Origin of the sequence: Nocardioides cavernae (genome assembly GCF_013410035.1) — a bacterium.
Taxonomy (GTDB): Bacteria; Actinomycetota; Actinomycetes; order Propionibacteriales; family Nocardioidaceae; genus Nocardioides; species Nocardioides cavernae_A.
The window spans coordinates 911,797-932,972 of record NZ_JACCBW010000001.1; the positions used below are offsets into that span (position 1 = coordinate 911,797).

Sequence of the window (21,176 nt, forward strand, 5' to 3'; positions counted from 1 at the left end):
TCAGCGGAGCTCGCCCGAGGGGTCCCACGTGGGCCACCGGCCCGGCGCGTCGACCCGTACGCGCGCGCGGCGCTCGCGCTCACCGAAGTCCTCTCGACTTCCCGACACCAGCTCGGACCAGCGCTGCTGCTGCTGGTCCTCGTCCATCGCCGCCTGCTCCACCCAGTGGCTCCCCACGTCGGCCGACAGCCCGGTGGTGCGGCTCAGGCCCTCCACGCCGCGGCGGTTCTTCGCGCGGAACTGGGCGATCGACCGATACTGGTAGTGCAGGATCCGCAGGTCGGCCACCCGGTCACCGCTCCAGCCCCTGATCGTGTGGTTGCCCTCCCCGACCCAGACCCACGGCCGTGCCCGGAACGCCACCTTCGCGACCGCGCCGTGTTCGGTCTCGACCTGGACCGCGGCGTCCGGGCGGGCGGTCCCGTCCGCGGTCGCGGGGAACACCTCGTGCATGTCGGCCCACACCACGTCAGCGGTCTGGGCACCGAAGTACGTCGCCAGGTCGTCGTCCACCGCGTACCAGTGCTCGTCGGCGTCGACGGGAACCACCCAGTCAGCCCCTGCCAGGAAGGCCCTCCTCGCGAGGTAGGACGTCTTGGCACCCTGGTAGAAGCCGGGCTCCGCGTCCCTCAGGACGTGGACCCGACCGTCCCGCGTCGCGGCCTGACGCAGGACCCGCCACGTGTCGTCGGTGGAGCCGTGGTCGGCGACGATGATCCCGGCCACGCCCTGGGCCAGCAGGTGGTCGAGCGTGGAGCCGACGATGTCCTCCTCGTCCCGCACGAGCATCACCGCCCACACCGACCCGGGGACCGTCGCGGAGCGGGGCAGGTCGAGGTCGCCGAACCCCCGGCGGGCGAGGCTGACCTCCCTGGACCTGAGGGCACGGGCGAGCTGCACGCGGGCGCGCAGCGCGCCGACGAGGTCCACCATCAGGCGTCCCTCTCCGCGCCAGCCAGCACCCATTCCGGTTGCCAGCCGCCGGGCAGCTCGTCCACGAAGCTCCAGTGCTGGTCGTACTCGTAGCACCGGCCCGGGCCGTAGCGGCGCTGGAAGAACGCCGGCGCCCAGACCCGGGTGTCGCCGAGCGCGACGCGAGCCACGGCGGCGCCCCAGATCGAGAACGTCGAGTTCGAGATGACCAGTCGGCGTGCTGAGCAGATGTCGCGGAAGTTGTCGATCGGCCCGTCGTCCGGGCCTGGGTAGGTCACCTCCGGCGCCACGTCGTGGAGCCACGGCAGCTCGCGCCGGCACCAGTCGGTGTCGTCGGACACGACGTGGACCCGCCGCACGGCACCGTCGGCCGACACGGCCGACTCGACAGCGGTCCTCAGGTAGGTCGCGAGGTCGATCGCGAACTCCGGGCGGTGGACCGGGTTGCTGTAGTAGTCGCCGCGCCGGACGTTGAGGGTGAGCACGTCGTCCGCCGCGAGGTCGGAGGCGTCGAGCCCGGCCAGCGCAGGTGAGGTCAGCAGCCAGTCCCGCACGAACGCGGCCCGGGACTCGTCGGTGTAGCCGCGGGGGTCGCCGGAGTGGGCCTCGGGGTCGGCCCAGAAGTGCGCGCGCTGGTAGAGCACGCCGACGTCGGCCACCTCGACGAGCCACGGCTGCACCGCAGGGAAGTACGGGATCCAGTAGCGCATCTTGTCGATGACGAGCACGCGCGGCTCCGGCTTGTCCTCCCGGTGCGCGTGGGCCCAGGCCCAGAGGTAGAGCTGGTTGCCGAACCCCATGAACTCCGGGGTCCAGTTGACCACCCGACGCCCCAGTCCGCGGCGTACGGCGGTGAGCCCGGGCGTGAGGGCCCTGCGGGCCGCGTCCTTGACGCCGTCGACGGCGCTCATCCGCGTCGCTCCTCGATGCGGTCGAGCACACGCCGACCCGCGCTGCGCACGGCCACCCGGGCACGGTTGTAGGCGTCCGTCGCCGGCGCATGGGCCTGGTAGTGGGCCAGTGTCACGGCCTCGGGGAGCAGGGAGGGCGAGCCGGGAGCCGTGATCGCCGCGAAGGCTGCGTCGAGGCGCTCGCGCACCAGGTCCGCGCTGTGCCGCGAGCGGACCCAGTCGCGTCCGCGCGAGGCGCGCGCGTCGAAGCGGTCGCGGTCGTGGTCGAACCAGTGCATCGCCTCGAGCGTCCGGTCGCACATGTCCACCACGTCGGAGTCGGCGATGACCGAGGCGTGCTCGGGGAGCATGTACTCCTTGGCGCCGTCGCCGGTGAAGCCGACGACGTAGCAGCCCGACGCCATCGCCTCCGCCCCCGGGAGGCCCACCCCTTCGCGCTCGGCGCCGAAGAGGAAGATCGCCGCCCGGCCCAGCTCCTCGGCCACCTGCTGCTGCGTCATGCCGTCGATGAGCACGATCTCCCAGCCGTCGAGCCGTCCCGAGCGGCGTACGAGCTGAACAGCGCCGAGCAGGTCCTCGCGTCGACGCCGCGGCATCAGCGCGATACGCCTCTCCTTCGCCGCGGGCTGGAACCAGTCCTCGATCTGCACGGGCACGTCGTGCAGCGGGAAGCCGTCGTGGCAGGCACGGTCGAGGAAGGTGTGGATCGCGTCGGACACGGCGATGGCCGCGGTGGCCTGCGGCCAGCCCGGGTAGGCGCCCGGCTCGTCGGTGAAGAAGTCGGAGCTCGAGAAGACGAAGTCCATGCCCTGGCACAGCATCACGACCGGCCGACCCTGCGACAGGAAGCTCCACCTGGAGCCACCCGTCTCGGGCATCACCAGGACGTCACCGGCGTCGAAGGGCAGCTCCACGCCTGTGTCCACGGGCGCGGTGGAGCCCCAGGAGTCGTAGGCGAAACCCGGGGTCCCGTGCCACACACGAGCGTCGTGTCCGAGGGCGCACAGGTGCTCCACGTAGCGGTAGATCACCTTGATGCCACCACTCGGCGTCGGCAGGTCGGGCGCCATGAAGCGGATCACTCGTCCATCCTCGCATCGCGCCTCCGCCCCCGCGGACGATGAGGCAGACTGGACCGCGTGCCGCGCATGACTGGGTCTGTCTTCCGTCGCGCCGCGGGCCTCGTCGGCTTCCCGCCCGGCACCGGCGAGCTGCTCGACCAACCCACCCGGGCCCGTCTCGTCGCGTCGCTGGGCCTCTCCGCGCTGCTCGCCCTGATCGACATGGCCGGTGTGGTGGCGATGCTGCCGATGATGCAGTACGTCACCGGGCAGCCGGTCGACGCCGGCGCCCTCGGCATCGTCAACCGGGCACTCGGCGAGCCGCCGCTGCGGGCGCTCGTCGCGACGCTCGGCCTGCTCATCTTCGGTGCCTTCATCCTGAAGGACGTCGCAGCGCTCCTGGTGCGTCGGTGGCAGCTCAGCTTCATGGCGAAGCAGCAGGTCGAGCTGTCGACCGACCTCCTCGACGGCTACCTCACGAGCCCGTACTCCTGGCACCTGCGCCAGAACACCGCGGACAAGCTCTGGACGGTCCACGGGGCGGTGGGGATGGGCTACTCCGGGGGACTGGCCTCCGCCCTCTCTGCCTTCACCGAGGTGCTGACGATCCTGTTCATCTTCGGGTCCCTCCTCGTCCTGGCGCCGTTGGTGGCCGTCGCAGCCGCCGTCTACTTCGGTCTTGCGGCACTCGTGGTGCAACGCTTCATCCGTCCCCGCGTGCAGGCCGCCGGGCAGAAGGCACGGGCCGCCTCGGAAGAGGTGTCGAGGGCTTCGCTCCAGCCGCTCACCGCGGTCAAGGAGATCAAGCTGCGGCGCGCGCACCCTCCGTTCGTGCAGTCGTTCCGGGAGGCGAGCATGCGCGGCGCGGAGGCTGAGGTGACCACCAGCCTGCTGGCCGACGTCCCGAAGTACTTCCTGGAGATCGTCTTCGTCCTCGGGGTCGGCATCCTGGCGGTCGTCGCCACCACCGGTGCCTCGGCCGTGGAGGGGCTCGTCCTGCTCGGTCTCTTCGTTGCCGCCGGCACCCGGATCCTGCCGAGCTCGGTCCGCCTCATCAACGCGCTGTCGGGTGTGCGCTTCGCCCGTGCCCCCCTCGAGCACATCGTCATGGTCCACCGGCTGATGCGGCAGAACAGGTCGGAGGAGCTGTCCCGCGTCGTCACCGACGAGGTGCCTGCCGGTGACGTGTCGATCCGCGGGCTCCGCTTCGCCTACGGCGACCAGTCCGACATCGAGGTGCTGCGCGGCGTCGACGTCGAGATCCCGATGGGGTCGTCGCTGGCGATCGTCGGCTCGAGCGGTGCGGGCAAGAGCACCCTGGTCGACATCCTGCTGGGCCTGCAGCTCCCGACCGGCGGCAGCGTGAGCGCCGGCGGCACGTCGATCTTCGACAACCTGCCGGGCTGGCAGCGCCGCATCGCGGTGGTGCCGCAGGAGGTCACGCTCCTCGACGCGTCGATCGGGGAGAACATCGCCTTCGACGAGGCCGTCGACGAGACCCGACTCGCCGAGGCGGTCCAGCGGGCCCAGCTCGCCGATCTCGTCCGCGGCCTGCCGGAAGGGCTCGACACCATGGCGGGCGAGCGCGGGTCACGACTCTCCGGCGGCCAACGGCAGCGCATCGGCATCGCTCGTGCGCTCTACCGCGACCCCGCGCTACTCGTGCTGGACGAGGCGACGTCCGCGCTGGACAACGAGACGGAGCGCCGTCTCACCGACACGATCGAGGGACTCCACGGCTCGGTGACCGTCGTCGTCGTCGCGCACCGGCTCTCGACGGTGCGCCACTGCGACCAGCTCATCTTCATGGAGGAGGGGCGGGTGACGGCGTCCGGCACGTTCGACGAGGTGCGCGGCGCCAACGCGACCTTCGCGCGGCTCGTGGCGCTGGGCTCGCTGGATCCGCAGCAACCGGCGATGTGACCGCTCAGCGGTAGTCCTCGAACCTCAGCAGCATGCGGTCGTCGTACCTCACGTGCTCGTGGTGCTTCAGCGTCAGCGGGTCGAGCACCCGGCCCAGCAGGTCGGTCCAGGAGACCGGGTAACGGTGGTCGTCGCCGAAGACTCCGCCCGGGTGGCGCGCCAGCTCGTCCTCCCGCTCGCTGAGCAGCTGATCCATCCGCGCCATCCAGGCGGCCGTGAGCGGAGTGTGGGAGCGCATCATGAAACCGCTCTTGCCGAACATCAGCCGGTAGCGCACCAGGATGTCGCGGCCCAGGGGTCCCCGCAGCTTGCCGATCCAGTTCGCGTCACTCGTGCGGTAGCTCGTCACCCACGCGTCGGGGTCGACCGCCATCTGCTCGTGGCTGGGGCGCCACGAGCCGAGCGGCTCCTTCACGTCGACGTACGCGCCACCGTGATGGTGCATCAGGTAGCCACGCAGGTAGTCGGAGCGGTGGATGAGCGAGAGGTGCTCGTACGCCGGTGGCAGCGGGTGGCCGGGCACGAGCCACCGGTCGAGGTCGGCCGGCGTCACCAGCTCGACGGGGAGCCCGATCCGGCGCTCGACGGCCTCGAGGTTGCGCCGCCGGTTGGGCGACATCTCGTTGTCGCCCGTCCAGACGACGAACACGCGCTCCGGGAAGGCGCTCTGGCCGATCGGGGTCACGTCGTCGGCGAGGAACGTGCCGGCATGACGCGCCGGCCGGTAGACGTAGGGCCGCACCTTCTCCGCGTCGCGGAACACCCGCGTGGCCAGCGCGAACTTCGTCGTCTTGAGCCGGCGGCGTGACCGCTTCCCCGCGACGAACACGAGGTGCTTCGCCCTGCGGACCGGATCGAGCAGCGCCATGCCCCCATCCTCTCCGAGATCAATACAGTGGGCGACATGCCACCCGACGACGCGGTCTGCTCCGTGGTGATCCCGGCCTACAACGCCGCCCACGTCATCGGCGACCAGCTGCTCGCGCTGAGCGAGCAGGAGGAGGCGCCGGCGTTCGAGGTCGTCGTCGCCGACAACGGCTCGACGGACGACCTGGCGTCGGTGGTCGGGTCGTGGACCGACCGGCTGCCGAGGCTCCGCGTGGTCGACGCGTCGCGCGGTCGCGGCGTGTCGGTGGCCCGCAACGTCGGCATCGATCACGCCTCCACCGATCGCATCCTGATCTGTGACGCCGACGACGTGGTGGCGCCCACCTGGGTGCGGGCGTTCGCCGACGCGCTGGTGGAGCACCCCCTCGCAAGCGGTCCGGCCGAGACGCGGCGCCTCTCCGGACCCTCGGCGGGCTGGGTGCCCATCGAGGAGAGGAGCACCGGCCTCTACGAGACCTGGGGCGGCCGGACGTACGGCCTGGGCGGCAACACCGCGATGCGCCGCGAGGTGTGGGAGACCGTCGGCGGCTACGACGAGGACTTCCCGGCCGGCGCCGAGGAGATCGACTTCGCCTGGCGCGCGTGGGACCTCGGCTACCGCTTCACCTACGTCGAGGACGCGTTGCTGCACTACCGCATCCGCACCGACCTGCGTGGCGTGCTCCGTCAGCAGTACAACTCGGGACGGGGCACGGCGACGCTCTACGACAAGTTCCGCCCTGCCGAGGTGGTGCCCAAGTCGCTGGCCCGCAGGGTCCACCACGAGCTCCTGCTGCTCAGGCGGTTCCCGTGGCGACTCGACGGCGGTGCGCGTCGGCGCTGGCTGACGCTCGTCGCCTTCGAGGCCGGCAAGCTCGTCGAGGCGCGGCGTCTCGGGAGTCCGGCTCCCTGAGCCTGCCGACCTCACTAGGGTGGTTGCGTGACATTCATGCGACGTCTGGTGGAAGCACCTCCGGCCCTTCGATGGCACCGGAGCGCACTGACGTCGCGACTCCTCTACACACGCACGTTCGGTGCGTTCGGAGACGGCACCGTCATCGTTCGCCCGCACATCATCCGTCGCCCGGGACAAATGTTCATTGGCGCCGGAGGCGCCATCTTCGAGGACGTCTGGCTGCAGTGCGAGAACGAGGACAGCAGGATCACGATCGGCGACCGGGCCAACTTCGGCAGATGCGTGGCCATCAGCTCCACGGATCCGGTGACCCTGGGGGACGACGTCCTCGTCGGGTTCGGCAGCCTCATCACGTCTGGCGACCACGACCGCGTCGACCGCCACCTGACCAAGGCGACCGGGCCGATCACCATCGGAAACTCCGTGTTCATCGGGCAAGGCGCCATCGTGCTCGGCGGTGTCACGATCGGCGATGGGGCGTCCGTCGGCGCCAATGCGGTCGTCACCCGCGACGTCGCGCCCGGTCAGACGGTCGTCGGCATCCCCGCCCGCCCCGTCGGGGAGTGACGACGTGAGGGTGTTGCTGGTCAGTCCGCGGTTCCACGGCTACCACGTCGCGATCGCCGCGGCCCTGTCCGCGCGCGGGCACGACGTCTCCACCCACGCGTACGACGACCACGGCACCGTCGCCGGCCGCGCCTGGCACCAGCTGCGCCACCAGCTCCCCCACAAGATCGGTGCCGGGTCGCACCGGCGCCTGGCCCGCGAGCAGACCGCCCGCGCCGCCGAGGTGGTCGCGCAGGCACGCCCGCAGGCCGTCGTGGTGGTGAAGGGCGACACCCTCGGACGCCAGTTCTGGGAGGGGCTCGACGGGCTGCCGCGCGTGACCTGGCTCTACGACGAGGTGCGGCGCACCCGCTGGACGCACGAGCGACTGGCCGGGCTGGGCCCGCTCGCGACGTACTCGGCGCTGGACGACGTCGACCTCGAGGCCGCGGGGCTCGACACCCGTCACCTGCCGCTGGCGTACGACCACCGTCTCGTCCCGGAGCCGCGCCGCCCGCGCACGCCCGACGTCAGCTTCGTCGGGGCCCGCTACCCGACGCGCGAGCAGGTGCTCACCGTGCTCCACGAGGACGGCGTGCCGGTCCGCGCCTACGGCCGCGACTGGTCCTCGCACCCGGTCGACCGGCTCCGCACGTGGCGCCTCGGCACGCCGACGCTCCCGGCGGCACGCGACGTGACCCGCTCCGAGGCGTACGAGGTGATGGCGGCGTCCGCGGCGACGCTCAACCTGCACGGAGACCAGGACGGCTTCACGATGCGCACCTTCGAGGCGGCGGGCGTCGGTGCCGTCGAGCTCGTCGACCGGACCGACGTCGGGGCGCTCTACGAGTCCGGTGCGGAGGTGCTCACCTTCGCAGACCTCGACGAGCTCACCGCCCTGTGCGAACGCATCGTCGCCGACCCCGCGTGGACGGAGCCGATCAGGCAGGCCGCCCGGGCCCGCACCCTCGCCGAGCACACCTTCGACCACCGCGCCGCCGTCCTGGAGGACGCATGGGACACGGCCTGAACCACCCCGCCGACCTCGTCGCGTGGCGCCGCTGGCACGAGTCGCGCCATCCCGTGCGCGCGACGGCACGAGCCCTGCGGGCACGGCTGCGACCAGCCGCACCCGGCCTCGCCGACCTCCTCAGTGCCGGCCCGGACGCCGACCTCCTGGTCGCCGTCGAGGCGACCCACGCCAGCGTCTCCCACGCCGTGGTCGCACCGCTCGCGCACCTGGACCCCGCCCGCACCACGATCCTCGTGCCGGTCGGCTGGCAGCCGCCGGAGCCGTACGCCGCCCACGGGAGGATGACGGTGGCGCTCGGCGAGCTGCCCGCCGTGACCGGCGTGGCCGGACTCCGCGCCGTGCTCGCCGCGGGCCACTACACCGAGATCGGTGCGGCCGCCTTCGCCCTGGCCGAGGCGCACGACCTCACCTACTTCGTCTCCCAGCACGGAGCGCTCACGCCCTACGCGCCGCCGCTCCCCCGCGCCGCGCACCTGCTGGCGTGGAGCGAGGCCGACGGCGCCTTCTGGACCGCCGGACGCCACGACGTCGAGGTCTCGGTCGCGGGGAGCCAGCTCCTGTGGAGCGCGGGTCGGGGTCTCGACACGGGCGCGGGGCGCCCTGCTCGACCAGCGACCTCAGCGGACAGCCCTGCTCGACCAGCGGCACCCCAGCCCCTGCCCCTGACCTACCTCGGGCAGGGCCATGCCGCGGAGATCTCCCGGGCCCGCCTCGTCCACGCCGCCCTCACGACCTGCCGCGGGCACGGGGCCGTCTACCGGCCGCACCCGTCCGAGCGCGACGTCACCTCCCGGGCGGTGCTCGCCGCCTTTGAGCGTTCCGGTGTCACGATCGAGCGGTCCGGAGCACCGCTGGTCGACCTGCAGGCTCCGATCGTCAGCGTGTTCTCGACCGGTGTGCTCGAGGCGGCGGCCCGCGGGCGCGACGCGTGGGTCGACTTCCCCCGACCTCCCGCCTGGCTGGGGGAGTTCTGGGAGCGTTACGGCATGCACCGTCTCGGAAGCTCCCCCACCCCGGCTCCTGCCCGCGACGACCTCGAGCCCGCGCGTCGCGTCGCGGAGCTCGTCGCGGGGGCCGCGTCATGACCCTCTGCGTGATCCCCGCGCGCGGCGGGTCCAAGGGCGTACCCCGCAAGAACCTCCTCGACGTCGACGGCAAGCCGCTGATCGTGTGGACGATCGAGCAGGCGCTGGCCGTCCCCGACCTCGACGTGCTCGTGTCCACCGACGACGAGGAGATCGCCGAGGTCGCGCGTGCCGCCGGCGCCCGGGTGCCGTGGCTGCGGCCCGCCGATCTGGCGCAGGACACCACCCCCACCGAGCCCGTCGTCCGGCACGCCATCGAGCAGGTGAGCGCCGAGCGGGGCCGGCCCGACGCCGTGATGCTGCTCCAGGCGACCTCGCCGGTGCGGCACGACGACACGCTCGCGCGTGCGCTGGCGGAGTTCTCCGATTCGGGGGTGGACTCGATGGTCGGCGTCGTCGAGCAACCACCCTTCATCTGGCAGGCGGGCGACCCGCCCACCGCGGCGTACGACGTCACCGCCCGCCCGCGGCGCCAGGACCTCACGCCCGAGGGCCGGCGCTACCGCGAGACCGGTTCGCTCTACGTCACCCGCACCGAGGTCTACGAGCAGCACGACAACCGGCTCGGGGGGCGCATCGGCCTGTTCGTCATGCACGAGGACGAGGGGATCGACATCGACACCGAGCTCGACGTCGCCCTGGCGGTGCGCCTGCTGACGGCTCGTTGAGCCGACTACGCCCGCCGCGCCGCTCCGCTGGATACGGTGGTGCGGTACGCACTCCGACGGAAGGCCTCCGCCTTGATCATCGAGCGTGATCTCACGCCGTACGTCGTCTACTCGGGCGACCCGGTCCTGCGCGCCCTGGAGAAGATCACCGCCAACAAGGCGCGCGTGATCTTCCTCGTCGACTCGCACGGCCACCTCGACGGCGTGCTGTCCGACGGCGACTTCCGGCGCTGGGTCAGCAGCGCCGCGAGCCTGAGCACGGACGTGCCGGCGCTCGACGCCGCGAACACGTCGCCGCGCAGCCTGCCGATCGGCAGCAGCCCGGCCGAGATCGCGCACGCCTTCGGGTCCGGGATCGACCACGTGGCGCTCGTCGACGACCGGGGCCACCTCGTCGCGATCGCGATCAACCGCGCCGACGAGCTCCGCATCGGTCGGCACGTCATCGCCCCGGACGCACCGGCGCTGATGATCAGCGAGATCGGCATCAACCACCAGGGCGAGGTGGGGCTCGCCAAGCAGCTCGTCGACCTGTCGGTCGAGGCCGGGGCCGACGTCGTGAAGTTCCAGCTCCGCGACATGGAGTCGCTCTACCGCCAGGGGTCCTCGGGCTCCGGGGGCGAGGACCTCGGCCCGCAGTACACCCTCGACCTGCTCGCCAAGTACAACCTCGGCGCCGACGGCCTCTTCGAGGTCTTCGACCACTGCAGGGACGTCGGCATCGACGTCATGTGCACCGCGTGGGACCCCGTCAGCGTGGACCGCCTCGTCGACTACGGCATCACCTCGCTCAAGGTCGCGTCGGCCGACATGACCAACCACGCCCTGCTGCGCCACATGGCCGCCAGCGGCACCCCGATGGTGATCTCGACGGGCATGTCGACCGAGGGCGAGATCCGCGAGACCGTCGACCTGGTCCGCGGCACCGGGGTCGCGCACGCCTTTCTGCACTGCCAGTCGACCTACCCGGCGCCGTTCAAGGACGTCAACCTCGCCTACCTCACCCGGCTCGCCGAGCTGACCCAGGCTCCCGTCGGCTACTCCGGCCACGAGCGCGGCTTCCACGTCGTGCTGGCCGCGGTCGCGCTGGGGGCGCGCATCATCGAGAAGCACTTCACCGTCGACCGCGACCTCGAGGGCAACGACCACAAGGTGAGCCTGCTGCCCGGCGAGTTCGCCGAGATGGTGCAGCGGGTCCGCGAGGTCGAGGAGGCGCTCGGCACCTCCGCGCCCCGCGCGGTGTCCACCGGCGAGATGATGAACCGGGTCAACCTCGCCAAGTCGCTCGTCGCGGCCCGGCGCATCGAGGTCGGCGAGGTGCTCACCGACGCCGACATCGACATCAAGAGCCCCGGCCGGGGCCTGCAGCCCAACCGCTTCGACCGGCTCGTCGGGCGTACGACCACCCGCGCCCTCGACGCCGGCGACTTCTTCTACGCCACCGACCTCGGCGACGCCGCGCCGAAGGGGCGGGCGTACGACTTCGACCGGCCGTGGGGCCTGGCCGTCCGCTACCACGACATCGACGCGATGACGAAGGACACGACGCCCGACTTCCTCGAGTTCCACTTCTCCTACAAGGACCTCGACCTGCCGGTGGCGGAGGTCTTCGCGAAGTACCCCGACGGCCTGCCGATGGGCTTCACCACGCACTCCCCCGACCTCTTCGCCGGCGACTTCCTGCTCAACCTCGCCTCGGAGGACGACGCCCACTGGGAGCGGTCGATCCGCGAGCTCCAGCGCGTCGTCGACACCACCCGCGAGATGCAGCAGCACTTCACCCGCGGAGCGGACGCGAAGGCGGATGCCGAGGGACCGGTCATCGTCGCCAGCCTCGGCGGCTTCACCACCGACGCCTTCGTCGCACCGGCCGACCGCGAGCGGATGTACGCCCGCGTCGCCGAGGGCCTGGCCCGGGTCGACGACTCCGGGGTCCGGCTGTGCGCGCAGACGCTCCCGCCCTACCCGTGGTACATGGGCGGCCAGCTCTACTGCAACCTCTTCGTCGACCCGCGCGACACCGCGGAGTTCGCGGCCCGATACGACCGCCGGCTCTGCTTCGACGTGTCCCACTCCAAGCTCTCGGCCAACTACCTCGGCATGTCGTTCGCCGAGGCCACGGACCTCCTCGCCCCGCACACCGAGCACCTGCACCTCGTCGACGCGACCGGCGTCGACGGCGAGGGCGTGCAGGTCGGCGACGGCGAGATCGACTGGCCCGTGCTCGCGCAGCAGCTCGAGGCGATGGCCCCGGGCGTGAGCTTCATCCCGGAAATCTGGCAGGGCCACGTCAACGACGGGGAAGGCTTCTGGATCGCTCTCGAGCGGCTGGAGCAATGGTTCTGAACCCTCCCACCACGCTCTGGGTGGTCCCGGTGAGCGACCTCGCCGGGGTGGCGCGGCACGTCCTCGACGTCGCCCGGGCCGGCATCCCGGGCTGGCGGCTCGTCGTCGTCGCTCCGCCCGGCGCGCTGCCGACCCGGCTGCGCGAGGTCGGCGCGGAGGTGCGCGAGGCCCCGCTCGGCCCCGACCACGGCCTGCGGTCGTCGGTCGCGGCGCTCCGCGAGGCCGTACGCGACGTGCGGCCCGCCGTCGTGCACAGCCACCTCGCCCACGCCGACATCGTCGCCGCCCTCGCCGTCGGCCGCGGACCCCGGCTCGTGACGACCGAGCACGGCATCGCGCGCGACGACCTCGTCTACCACCGGTCCTCCACCAGGACGCGCGTGATGGCGGCCGCCCACACCGCCCGGTTGCGGCGCTTCCACGCCGCCATCGCGGTCAGCCGTGCGACGGCGGAGGCCATGGCCGACAAGTGGCGCACGCGACGTGAGGTCGTCGTCGTCCCCAACGGCGTCGACCCCGTCACCGCGCCCCCGCGGGCGCCCGGGCTGCGCATCCTCTCGCTCGCCCGGCTGTCGCCCGAGAAGCGGCTGCCGGCCCTCCTCGACGGCTTCGCCGCACTGCACGCCACGCACCCGGACGCGCGGCTGACGCTCGCGGGCGTCGGCCCCGAGGAGCCCGTGCTGCGCGCCCGGGTCGAGCGGCTCGGACTAGGTGCCGCTGTCTCCCTCCCCGGCTTCGTCGACCCCGAGCCGGCGATGGCCGAGCACGACGTGCTGGCGATGCTGTCGGTGTGGGAGAACTGCTCCTACGCCCTGCTGGACGCCGCCACCCGCGGGATGGGCGTCGTCGCCAGCGCCGTCGGCGGCAACCCGGAGATCCTGCCCCCGACGTCGCTCGTCGACGCCGAGGAGCCCGACGCCGTCGCGGCCGCGCTGGCCGGCCAGGGTCTAGACCTCACCACCCGCCCGGCGCTGGAGGGCTGGCCGAGCGTGGCCGACATGTGCGAGCGGATCGCGGCGACGTACGCCTCCACGGGGGTGCGCTGATGGCACGCATCGAGTCGCCGTGGAACCTCCCCGACAAGACCGTGATCCGCGCCGACGAGGTCGACCGGGAGATCCGGATCACCGACTTCGCGCTGATCGCGACGCTGCTGCTGCGCACCGAGACGGCCGGCCCCGTCCCCCTCAACGAGCTGACCATGGCCCTCCTCGTCGGCCTCGCGGCGATGCGGCCGGCCCGCGGCGGCGCACGGCTGCCGGCGGTCCCCGTGCTCCTCGTCGGTGCGCTCCTCGCCCTGCTGACCTACTCGGGCATCGCCAACGACGTCGAGTGGACCCGGCGCATCGGGCACGTCGTGATCATGGCCGGACTGGTCTGGGCGTTCGGCACCGGTCGCATCTCCCTGCGCTCGGCCGGGCTCGGGCTGGCGACCGGGCTCGTCGTGGTCATGGGTCTCGCCGTGGTGAAGGTCGGCGGCGACTACTACCCCGGCCGGATCACCGGCTTCCTCGGCGACCCCAACGCCGGCGCCTACTTCATCGCGGTCCTCGGCATCCTCGCCGTCTTCTTCTGCGACGAGCGGTGGAAGGTGCGGCTCGCCGTCGCCGTCCCGATCGTCGCCGGGCTCGTGCTCACCTACTCCCGCACCGGGCTCCTCGCCGGCGCGTTCGCCGTCGTCTGGGTGCTGCTCGGCCGCCGGCTGGGGGTCGTCGGCGGCGCGGCGATGGCGTTCGGCCTGGTCTGGATCGTCGACAACATCCCCAAGAGCCTGACGACCTTCGGCCCGTTCTCCGACCGGTCCGGCAGCGACGCGCTGCGCGAGCGGATCATCGCCCAGGAGCAGGTCGAGATCGCCGCCGCGCCCTGGTACGGCAACGGCCCCGGCACCGCGACGGTCAACATCCGCGACCTGGAGTTCTTCTTCCACAACAGCTATCTCGCGACCCGGCAGGAGGGTGGCTGGGGCGCCCTGCTCCTGGTGCTCGGGCTCCTCGTCTACACCTTCGTGAGGCTGTCGCCCCGGTCCCGCAGGGGAGACCTCGCCGCTGCGGGGGTGCAGGCCTCCGTCATCGCCGTCGCCGTCATGGCGACCACCCTCGGCGAGGTCCTGCTCGACACCCCGGTGGCCCTGGTCGTCGGCTTCGGCCTCGGCCAGGCGCTGCGGCCCGCACCCGAGGATCCGCCCGATGGCTGAGCGGGTCCACCTCGCGGCCAACAACGCCGACCTCGGCGGCGGGGAGCAGGTCCTGGTGCGTACGGCGGCTGCGCTCCTGGCGCTCGGCCGCCCGGTGACGGTCGTCGCGCCCGACCGGCCCACCGACGTCCTCGACGCCGCGAGCGCCGTCGGCGCCGAGGTCGTCGCCATCCGCGCGGACGGCCGGAGGGACCACCTCCGCCGCCTCCGGGCGTGGGACCGTGCCCGCCGCGACGGGCTGCTGTGGTGCCACGGGCTGGTCCCGTCGCTCGCGACGGCCGGCCACCGCCGGCGGGTGGTCCACCTCCACCAGCTCCCCCGCAGCCGTGCCCAGTGGGCCGCCCTCGCCGTCGCGCGCCGCGGGAGCGAGCGCGTCCTCACGCCGTCGGCGTACCTCGCCGGGAAGGTCCGCGGCGCGCAGGTCCTCGCCAACTGGACCGACGACGTGGCCCCCGTGGCCCGACCGGCCGCGCGGGGACGGGTCGGCTTCATGGGCCGGTTCGCCACCGACAAGGGGCTCGACCTCGTCGCCACCGCCGTCGCGGGGAGCCCGACCACCTCGCTCGTCGTCGCCGGCGACGACCGCTGGGTGCCGGCCGAGCAGCTCGCACCGGTGGACAGCGCGCTGGCCGTCCTGGGCGACCGCGTGCGCCGCCTCGGCCGGGTCGACCCGCGCGCTTTCTTCGACGAGGTCGACCTCGCGGTCTTCCCGAGCCGGGTCGCGGAGTCGTTCGGCCTCGTCGTGGCCGAGGCCATGGCCGCGGAGGTCCCGTTCGTCGTCTCCGACGCCGGCGCCCTCCCCGAGGTCGCCGGCCCCGGACACCCGTGGGTCGCCCGGTCCGGCGACGCGGACGACCTCGCGCGCGTGGTCCGGGAGGCGCTCGCCGCCACCCCGGAGGAGGTGCGCGACGTGACCGATCGCGCCCGCGCCCGTTGGCAGGAGCACTACTCCCCGCAGGCCGGACGCCTGCGGGTGGACCGGCTGCTGAGCGACCTGGGGGTGACGTGAAGAGGGCCCCGGTCGCGATCGCGCACGACTACCTCACCCAGCGCGGCGGCGCCGAGCGCGTCGTCCTCACCCTCACCCGGGCGTTCCCCGGCGCGACGCTGCACACCACGCTCTACGACCCCGAGGGCACCTACCCCGACTTCGCGTCGATCGACGTCCGGACGTCGCCGATCAACCGGATCGGACCGCTGCGGCGCGACCACCGCCTCGCGCTCCCCCTGCTGGCCCCCGCGTCGTCGCGGCTGCGCATCGACGCGGACGTCGTGGTGGCCTCCAGCAGCGGCTGGGCCCACGGCTTCGACACCGCTGCCGGAACCCGCACGATCGTCTACTGCCACAACCCGGCGCGCTGGCTCTACCAGACCGACGAGTACCTCGGTGGCACGGCGTGGCGCTCCCCCATCGGTCCGCCGCTCATGGCGATGCGGCCCTTCCTGAAGAGGTGGGACCGCTCCCGCGCCGACCGCGTCGACGTCTACCTCGCCAACAGTCGCGTCGTGCAGCAACGGATCCGCCGGACGTACGGTCGCGACGCCGAGCTGCTCCCGCCGCCGCACGGCATGGACGCCTCCGCCCCGCGCGAGCCGGCGCCCGAGCTCGCGGACTGGGACCCCGGCTACGCGCTGGTCGTCTCGAGGCTGCTGCCCTACAAGAACGTCGACGCCGTCATCGAGGCCGTACGCGGCACCGGGCGCCGGCTCGTGGTCGTGGGCCGCGGCCCCGAGGAGGCGCGGCTGCGGGCCACGCTGCCGGACAACGTGCGACTCCTCGGCGGGCTGAGCGACGCCCAGCTGCGGGGGGTGTACGCCGGTGCCGGCGTCCTCGTCGCGGCCAGCCACGAGGACTTCGGCCTCGCTCCCCTGGAGGCCGCGGCCTTCGGCGTGCCGGCGGTCGCGCTGCGCGGGGGCGGCTTCCTCGAGACGGTGCTGGAGGGCGAGACGGGCCTGTTCTTCGACGAGCCCGAGCCCGACCAGATCGCCACGGCGCTGGCCGGGTCCGATGGCCGGGACTGGGACCCTGCCAGACTGCGAGCGCGGGCCGAGGAGTTCGGCGAGGCCCGGTTCATCAGCAGGATCCGTGCGATCGCGGCAGACGAGGGGAGGTCGGACTGAGGTGCGTCCCGAAGGCATCCGGCTGCTCCCGTGGCTGATCGGCGCCGTCGACCTCGTCATGATCGCCGTGGCGACCGCGCTCGCGCTGCGCTTCCGCGTCACGCTCCCGATCTTCGACACCGCGGTCGACGTGCTGGAGAACACCGGGGTCGCGAGCGTCTTCTTCGGCGCCACGTGGGTCGTCCTGCTCGCGTTCTTCGGGACCTACGAGCGGCACGTCTTCGGCGCCGGCACCGAGGAGTTCAAGCTCGTCGTCAACGCGTCCTTCTTCACCGGTGCGCTCGTCGCGACCATGGCCTACCTCATGCAGTACCCGCTGTCCCGGGGCTTCTTCGTCCTCTACTTCCCCATCGGCGTGCTGCTGCTGCTCGTCGGCCGGCTGCTGTCGCGGCGCACCATCCAGCGCCTGCGCGCCGCGGGCCACTTCACCGAGAAGGTGCTGCTCGTCGGCACGCCGGGCTACATCGGCGAGATCCACACCGTCCTCAACCGGGAGAAGTGGCTCGGCTACGAGGTCATGGGGTGCCTCGTGCCCAGTGACTACGCCGGCCTCCAGGTCACCTCCGCGGGGGTCCCGGTCCTCGGCCTCAGCGAGGACGTGCGCTCGGTCGTGGACGAGGTGTCCCCCGACATCGTCTTCTTCACCGCCGGTGCCGTGAGCTCCTCCACCGCGCTCCGGCGCCTGGCCTGGGACCTCGAGGACCACGCCCACGTCCAGATCATCGTGGCCCCCAACGTCACCGACGTGTCGAGCGAACGCGTCCGCATCCGGCCCGTGGCCGGCCTCCCGCTGATGCATCTGGGACGGTCACGCTCCCAGCTGGCCACCAACGACGCCAAGCGCGCGTTCGACCTGGTCGGGTCGCTCCTGATCCTCGCCCTCACGTGGCCGCTGCTGGCGTTCCTGATGATCTGGATCAAGCGCCACGACGGCGGACCCGCGCTGTTCCGACAGGTCCGGGTGGGGCGCGAGGGCAAGGAGTTCACCTGCCTCAAGCTGCGGTCTATGTCGGTCGACGCGGAGTCGCGCCTGGCCGAGCTCAAGGCCCGCGACCACGTGCTGTTCAAGAGCGCCGAGGACCCCCGGATCACCAAGCCCGGGAAGCTGATCCGCCGCTTCTCCCTCGACGAGCTCCCCCAGCTCTGGAACGTCGTGCGCGGCGAGATGAGCCTCGTCGGCCCGCGGCCCCCGCTGCCGACCGAGGTCGCTCAGTACGAGGACGACATGCTGCGCCGGCTCAACGTGATGCCGGGCATGACCGGCCTGTGGCAGGTCTCCGGCCGGTCGGACCTGTCCTGGGAGGACACGGTCCGCCTCGACCTCTACTACGTCGACAACTGGTCGATGGTGCAGGACCTGCTGATCCTGGCGCGCACCGTCACCGCCGTGCTCGCCAGCCGCGGGGCGTACTGACGCACGCCCGGTCGGTCAGGACTTGTTGGACTTGAGCAGCTTGCGCCGGCCCTTGCCCGCGGTGCTGTACGCCTCGCGCGAGGCGTACTCGGCCTTGTAGGCGCCGTAGCCGCCGTAGCCCTCGTAGCCGCCGCCGTAGGCGATCGCCGCGGCCCCCTTGATGGGCGCCTTGTTGAGCACCACGCCCAGCAGGCGGCTGCCGACCTGGTCGAGGATCCGGCGGCAGTGCTGGCTCTGCTCGATCTGCGTCTTGCCGGCGGCCTGCACCAGCAGCGCGCCGTCGCAGAACGCCGACAGCAGCCCGGCGTCGGTGACCGGGAGCAGCGGCGGGGCGTCGAGGATGACGAAGTAGTCGTGGGACAGGTCGTCGATGAACTGCTTCATCCGCAGGGAGCCGAGGAGCTCGCTGGGGTTGGGCGGGATGCGGCCCGCGGGCAGCAGGCTGAGGTTGGCCATCGTGCTCTCGATGATGACCTCGCGGACGTTGACGTCGCCGGCCAGCGCCTGGGTGAGGCCGACGGCGCCGTCGACCTCGAAGGTGGCGGCGATCTGCGGGCGCCGGAGGTCGGCGTCGATCAGCAGGACCGGCGTGCCCGCCTGCGCCATGAGGCGGGCGATGTTGGCCGAGACCGTCGACTTGCCCTCGCCGGCGAGCGCCGAGGTGACGACGATGCGGCGTGGCTCGTTGTCGACGTCGACGAAGCGCAGGTTGGTGCGCAGCTGGCGGAACGCCTCCGCTGCCCGGCCGAGGTCGCCCTGGACGCCGCGGTGGGCGCGGTCGAGGGCGTCCTCCTTGGGGATGATCCCCAGGACGGCGGCACCGGTGGCCTCCTCGACCGCCTTGGCCGAGCGGATCCGGCGGTCGATCAGGCGCCGTGCGACGAGGACGGCGTAGGCCAGCCCGAGGCCGCCGATCGCGCCCTTCATCGCCGCACTCCGGTAGTTCGGCGTGAACGGCGCCCCCGGCAGCTCCGCGGGCTCGAGGGGGATGATCCGCGTCAGCGGCGCTTCCTTGGGGTTCTCCTCGCCCGTCTCGATCTGCTGCGCGACCACCACGACCGCGCCGACGACGGCGTTCGCGAGGTCGCGGGCCTCCTCGGGGGTGGTGCCGGTGGCGGACACCGTCAGCGCGTTGACGCTGGCGTCGACCGAGCCGCTGAAGCGACCCGCGATCGCGCTCGGGGGCACGTCGAGGCCGAGGTCCTCCACGACCTGCTCGGCCACGGGCGTGGTCGAGACCAGGAACGCGTAGAGCGTGGCCTTGTCCTCGGCGAGCTGGGAGTTGCCCTGCTCCTCGCCCGCGGTCGTGGCCTGGCCGACGCGCACGAGCCCCGACGAGGTGGCCGAGTAGAGCACCGGCTCACGCGTCGTCTTGGCGACCATGAGGAGGGCGCCGAGGATCGTGCAGCCGATCAGCACCCAGACGTAGGCCCGAGTGAGGCGTACGAAGTCCCCGAACGTCATGACCGCCACTCTAGAGCGTCGACGCGGGCCGACCGGGCGAAAGCGGAACACCGCGGCTGGCACGATGGACTCGTGAGCGAGCACGAGGAGGGGCGTACGGCGCCGATCGCCGCGCGTGTCCACCTCGCGCACGCCGTGGTGCAGAAGCTCGCCGACGACCGCTCGATCGACGTCCTCCACCTGAAGGGGCCCGCGGTCCTGCCGGGCCTGCGCGCCGAGGGGCGGCAGTCCAGCGACGTCGACGTCCTGGTCCGGCCCAGCCACCTCGAACGCCTCGTGGAGGCGCTGGAGTCGATCGGCTTCGAGCAGCGCACCGACTTCTCGACCGGCTCGGTCTTCGCGCACGCGGCCAACTGGTGGCACGACGACTGGGGCTGGGTGGACGTGCACACCCACTGGCCGGGTGTCTCGATCGACGCCGAGCAGGCCTTCGACGTCCTCGCCCGCACGAGCGCCCCGCGCCAGATCGCCCACTGGGACTGCCCGGTGCCCGACCGCACGGCGCAGCGGCTCATCCTCGTCCTGCACTCGGCGCGGTCCGGCGGCACGACGGACCTCGACCACGCCTGGCTCGGTGCGGACCCCGAGGAGCAGGCCGAGGTGCGCGCGCTCGCCAAGGAACTCGACGCCGAGGTCGCCCTCGCCGCCGGGATCGGCGAGCTGGAGCTCCACCGCGGCGCGCCGACCTACCTCCTGTGGCGCTACTTCGCCGAGGGCGGCAGCCGCCTCGACGAGTGGCGCGCGCGACTGGCCGCGGCGCCGACCGTACGCGCGAAGGCCGAGCTGCTGACGGCGGCGATGCGCGTCAACCAGGACCACCTGCGCATGGAGCTGGGCCGGCCGCCGACGCGCGAGGACCTCCGCGAGCGCCAGAAGGTGCGCGTCCGCAAGGCCCTGTCCGAGCTGTCGAGCCGGGTGAGGCGCTCGTGATGCGCTACCGGATCGCCGACGACGTCGCGTGGGTCAGCCAGGAGGACCTCGACGGCGGTGACGTGCCGACCGCCTACCTCACCCGCGTGCCGCGCGGCATGCCGATCCTGCTCGAGGGGTCGGGGTGCGTGGTCTGGCTGGCGCTCGCCGACGGCGGCACCCTCGAGGAGGTCACCGAGTCCGCGGCGGCCATGACCGGCGCGAACGTCGAGGAGATCAGGGACGACGTGGCCGACCTCGTGGACCAGCTCGTCGTGATCGGCGTCGTGCGAGAGGAGTGACGGCCAGGGCGCCGATCGTGGCGCCGAGCGTGTTGGCCGCGACGTCGACCCACGTGCCCTCGCGGGCGAGCCAGAGCGCCTGCACGACCTCGATCGCGGTCGACCCCAGCGCGGCGGCGAGCGCCGCCCACCACCACGGCCGTACGACCAGGAGCACGACCAGCGCGCCCAGCGGGACGAACAGCACGACGTTGAGCAGGGTGCCGTAGTCGTCCGGGGACACCCAGTCCGGCGCGATCGGCCAGGTGAAGCGGAACCGCACGTAGAGGGCGACCGTCAGGCGGTTGAGCGCCCACCCCCACGGCCCGGCCACGAGGATCGCGAGACCCACGAGGTAGGCGGCCGCGACCCCGACCAGCACCCGACGCTCGCGCAGCCAGCCCACGGCGCTCACTCTAGGTGGCGCGCGTGGCGCCGAAGCCGCACACGTGTCCGAGAACCTGCCCTCAGTCCGTCGGACGAAGGGCGAGAACTCGGACA

Annotated in this window: 20 protein-coding genes; 14 read left to right on the forward strand and 6 right to left on the reverse strand. The window is 72.6% G+C overall.

All coding sequences use genetic code 11. The features are described 5' to 3' along the window. Genes F4692_RS04455 through F4692_RS04465 form a run of 3 tightly spaced genes read right to left on the reverse strand, consistent with a single transcriptional unit; the run spans position 1 to position 2,926 of the window. Positions 1-933 carry a glycosyltransferase family 2 protein gene (locus F4692_RS04455; RefSeq protein WP_179618393.1) on the reverse strand — a complete coding sequence of 311 codons (933 nt, stop codon included), beginning with the start codon at positions 931-933 and terminating at the stop codon, positions 1-3. Further along, positions 933-1,844, reverse strand: a complete 912-nt coding sequence (locus F4692_RS04460) for an alpha-1,2-fucosyltransferase (RefSeq protein WP_179618394.1) — start codon at positions 1,842-1,844, stop codon at positions 933-935. Before F4692_RS04460 ends, F4692_RS04455 begins: the two co-directional genes overlap by 1 nt. Further along, on the reverse strand, positions 1,841-2,926 hold the full coding sequence (locus tag F4692_RS04465) for a glycosyltransferase (protein WP_179618395.1): 1,086 nt from the start codon (positions 2,924-2,926) through the stop codon (positions 1,841-1,843). Before F4692_RS04465 ends, F4692_RS04460 begins: the two co-directional genes overlap by 4 nt. A gap of 66 nt (positions 2,927-2,992) precedes the next feature. On the opposite strand from F4692_RS04465, the gene F4692_RS04470 reads away from it, so the two are divergent. Then, positions 2,993-4,828, forward strand: coding sequence for an ABC transporter ATP-binding protein (locus F4692_RS04470; protein WP_257029648.1), 1,836 nt, complete (start codon positions 2,993-2,995; stop codon positions 4,826-4,828). Between the two features lie 4 nt (positions 4,829-4,832). Here F4692_RS04470 and F4692_RS04475 read toward each other — a convergent pair whose 3' ends face one another. Then, entirely contained in the window at positions 4,833-5,696 is an 864-nt protein-coding gene (locus F4692_RS04475; RefSeq protein ID WP_179618397.1) for a glycosyltransferase family 32 protein, read from the reverse strand. A gap of 36 nt (positions 5,697-5,732) precedes the next feature. On the opposite strand from F4692_RS04475, the gene F4692_RS04480 reads away from it, so the two are divergent. The 11 genes from F4692_RS04480 to F4692_RS04530 all read left to right on the forward strand — a co-directional run bounded on the left by F4692_RS04480 (position 5,733) and on the right by F4692_RS04530 (position 18,021). Then, positions 5,733-6,608: a glycosyltransferase family 2 protein gene (locus F4692_RS04480; protein WP_179618398.1), complete on the forward strand. Its 876-nt coding sequence runs from the start codon at positions 5,733-5,735 to the stop codon at positions 6,606-6,608. Positions 6,609-6,788: 180 nt separating this feature from the next. Continuing rightward, positions 6,789-7,178 (forward strand): acyltransferase, encoded by a 390-nt coding sequence (locus tag F4692_RS21535; RefSeq protein WP_306457332.1) that lies wholly within the window; start codon positions 6,789-6,791, stop codon positions 7,176-7,178. 4 nt (positions 7,179-7,182) lie between these two features. After that, entirely contained in the window at positions 7,183-8,187 is a 1,005-nt protein-coding gene (locus F4692_RS04490; RefSeq protein ID WP_218858148.1) for a CgeB family protein, read from the forward strand. After that, on the forward strand, positions 8,172-9,275 hold the full coding sequence (locus tag F4692_RS04495) for an RNA-binding protein (protein ID WP_179618400.1): 1,104 nt from the start codon (positions 8,172-8,174) through the stop codon (positions 9,273-9,275). The genes F4692_RS04490 and F4692_RS04495 overlap by 16 nt, the downstream gene beginning before the upstream one ends. After that, positions 9,272-9,943: an acylneuraminate cytidylyltransferase family protein gene (locus tag F4692_RS04500; RefSeq protein WP_179618401.1), complete on the forward strand. Its 672-nt coding sequence runs from the start codon at positions 9,272-9,274 to the stop codon at positions 9,941-9,943. Before F4692_RS04495 ends, F4692_RS04500 begins: the two co-directional genes overlap by 4 nt. Before the next feature lie 72 nt (positions 9,944-10,015). Then, positions 10,016-12,289, forward strand: coding sequence for an N-acetylneuraminate synthase family protein (locus F4692_RS04505; RefSeq protein ID WP_179618402.1), 2,274 nt, complete (start codon positions 10,016-10,018; stop codon positions 12,287-12,289). 29 nt (positions 12,290-12,318) lie between these two features. Further along, positions 12,319-13,335 (forward strand): glycosyltransferase family 4 protein, encoded by a 1,017-nt coding sequence (locus tag F4692_RS04510; RefSeq protein ID WP_308645154.1) that lies wholly within the window; start codon positions 12,319-12,321, stop codon positions 13,333-13,335. Further along, entirely contained in the window at positions 13,335-14,486 is a 1,152-nt protein-coding gene (locus tag F4692_RS04515) for an O-antigen ligase family protein (RefSeq protein ID WP_179618404.1), read from the forward strand. The genes F4692_RS04510 and F4692_RS04515 overlap by 1 nt, the downstream gene beginning before the upstream one ends. Beyond that, complete coding sequence (locus F4692_RS04520; protein WP_179618405.1) at positions 14,479-15,495, forward strand: glycosyltransferase family 4 protein; 1,017 nt, start codon at positions 14,479-14,481, stop codon at positions 15,493-15,495. Before F4692_RS04515 ends, F4692_RS04520 begins: the two co-directional genes overlap by 8 nt. Next, on the forward strand, positions 15,492-16,607 hold the full coding sequence (locus F4692_RS04525) for a glycosyltransferase (RefSeq protein ID WP_179618406.1): 1,116 nt from the start codon (positions 15,492-15,494) through the stop codon (positions 16,605-16,607). The genes F4692_RS04520 and F4692_RS04525 overlap by 4 nt, the downstream gene beginning before the upstream one ends. Before the next feature lies 1 nt (position 16,608). After that, the gene (locus F4692_RS04530; protein ID WP_179618407.1) at positions 16,609-18,021 is read left to right on the forward strand and encodes a sugar transferase; all 1,413 of its coding nucleotides are present in this window, start codon (positions 16,609-16,611) and stop codon (positions 18,019-18,021) included. Between the two features lie 15 nt (positions 18,022-18,036). On the opposite strand, the gene F4692_RS04535 is transcribed toward F4692_RS04530, so the two are convergent. Then, complete coding sequence (locus F4692_RS04535) at positions 18,037-19,485, reverse strand: tyrosine-protein kinase domain-containing protein (protein ID WP_179618408.1); 1,449 nt, start codon at positions 19,483-19,485, stop codon at positions 18,037-18,039. 72 nt (positions 19,486-19,557) lie between these two features. On the opposite strand from F4692_RS04535, the gene F4692_RS04540 reads away from it, so the two are divergent. Both F4692_RS04540 and F4692_RS04545 read left to right on the forward strand, forming a co-directional pair. Beyond that, entirely contained in the window at positions 19,558-20,415 is an 858-nt protein-coding gene (locus F4692_RS04540; RefSeq protein ID WP_179618409.1) for a nucleotidyltransferase family protein, read from the forward strand. After that, a complete protein-coding gene (locus F4692_RS04545; RefSeq protein WP_179618410.1) occupies positions 20,415-20,696 on the forward strand; it encodes a PqqD family peptide modification chaperone in 282 nt (93 codons plus the stop codon). The genes F4692_RS04540 and F4692_RS04545 overlap by 1 nt, the downstream gene beginning before the upstream one ends. Here F4692_RS04545 and F4692_RS04550 read toward each other — a convergent pair. Further along, positions 20,632-21,081, reverse strand: coding sequence for a VanZ family protein (locus tag F4692_RS04550; RefSeq protein WP_179618411.1), 450 nt, complete (start codon positions 21,079-21,081; stop codon positions 20,632-20,634). The two genes, F4692_RS04545 and F4692_RS04550, sit on opposite strands and share 65 nt — an antisense overlap. Between the last annotated feature and the right edge of the window lie 95 nt (positions 21,082-21,176).

What these genes read in the sequence shown, in the direction of transcription:
- F4692_RS04470 (WP_257029648.1), top strand. Translation starts at nt 2,993, where the DNA reads ATGACTGGGTCTGTCTTCCGTCGCGCCGCGGGCCTCGTCGGCTTCCCG.
- F4692_RS04480 (WP_179618398.1), top strand. Translation starts at nt 5,733, where the DNA reads ATGCCACCCGACGACGCGGTCTGCTCCGTGGTGATCCCGGCCTACAAC.
- F4692_RS04535 (WP_179618408.1), bottom strand. Translation starts at nt 19,485, where the DNA reads ATGACGTTCGGGGACTTCGTACGCCTCACTCGGGCCTACGTCTGGGTG.
- F4692_RS04515 (WP_179618404.1), top strand. Translation starts at nt 13,335, where the DNA reads ATGGCACGCATCGAGTCGCCGTGGAACCTCCCCGACAAGACCGTGATC.
- F4692_RS04520 (WP_179618405.1), top strand. Translation starts at nt 14,479, where the DNA reads ATGGCTGAGCGGGTCCACCTCGCGGCCAACAACGCCGACCTCGGCGGC.
- F4692_RS04500 (WP_179618401.1), top strand. Translation starts at nt 9,272, where the DNA reads ATGACCCTCTGCGTGATCCCCGCGCGCGGCGGGTCCAAGGGCGTACCC.
- F4692_RS04495 (WP_179618400.1), top strand. Translation starts at nt 8,172, where the DNA reads ATGGGACACGGCCTGAACCACCCCGCCGACCTCGTCGCGTGGCGCCGC.
- F4692_RS04460 (WP_179618394.1), bottom strand. Translation starts at nt 1,844, where the DNA reads ATGAGCGCCGTCGACGGCGTCAAGGACGCGGCCCGCAGGGCCCTCACG.
- F4692_RS04545 (WP_179618410.1), top strand. Translation starts at nt 20,415, where the DNA reads ATGCGCTACCGGATCGCCGACGACGTCGCGTGGGTCAGCCAGGAGGAC.
- F4692_RS04455 (WP_179618393.1), bottom strand. Translation starts at nt 933, where the DNA reads ATGGTGGACCTCGTCGGCGCGCTGCGCGCCCGCGTGCAGCTCGCCCGT.
- F4692_RS21535 (WP_306457332.1), top strand. Translation starts at nt 6,789, where the DNA reads ATGTTCATTGGCGCCGGAGGCGCCATCTTCGAGGACGTCTGGCTGCAG.
- F4692_RS04475 (WP_179618397.1), bottom strand. Translation starts at nt 5,696, where the DNA reads ATGGCGCTGCTCGATCCGGTCCGCAGGGCGAAGCACCTCGTGTTCGTC.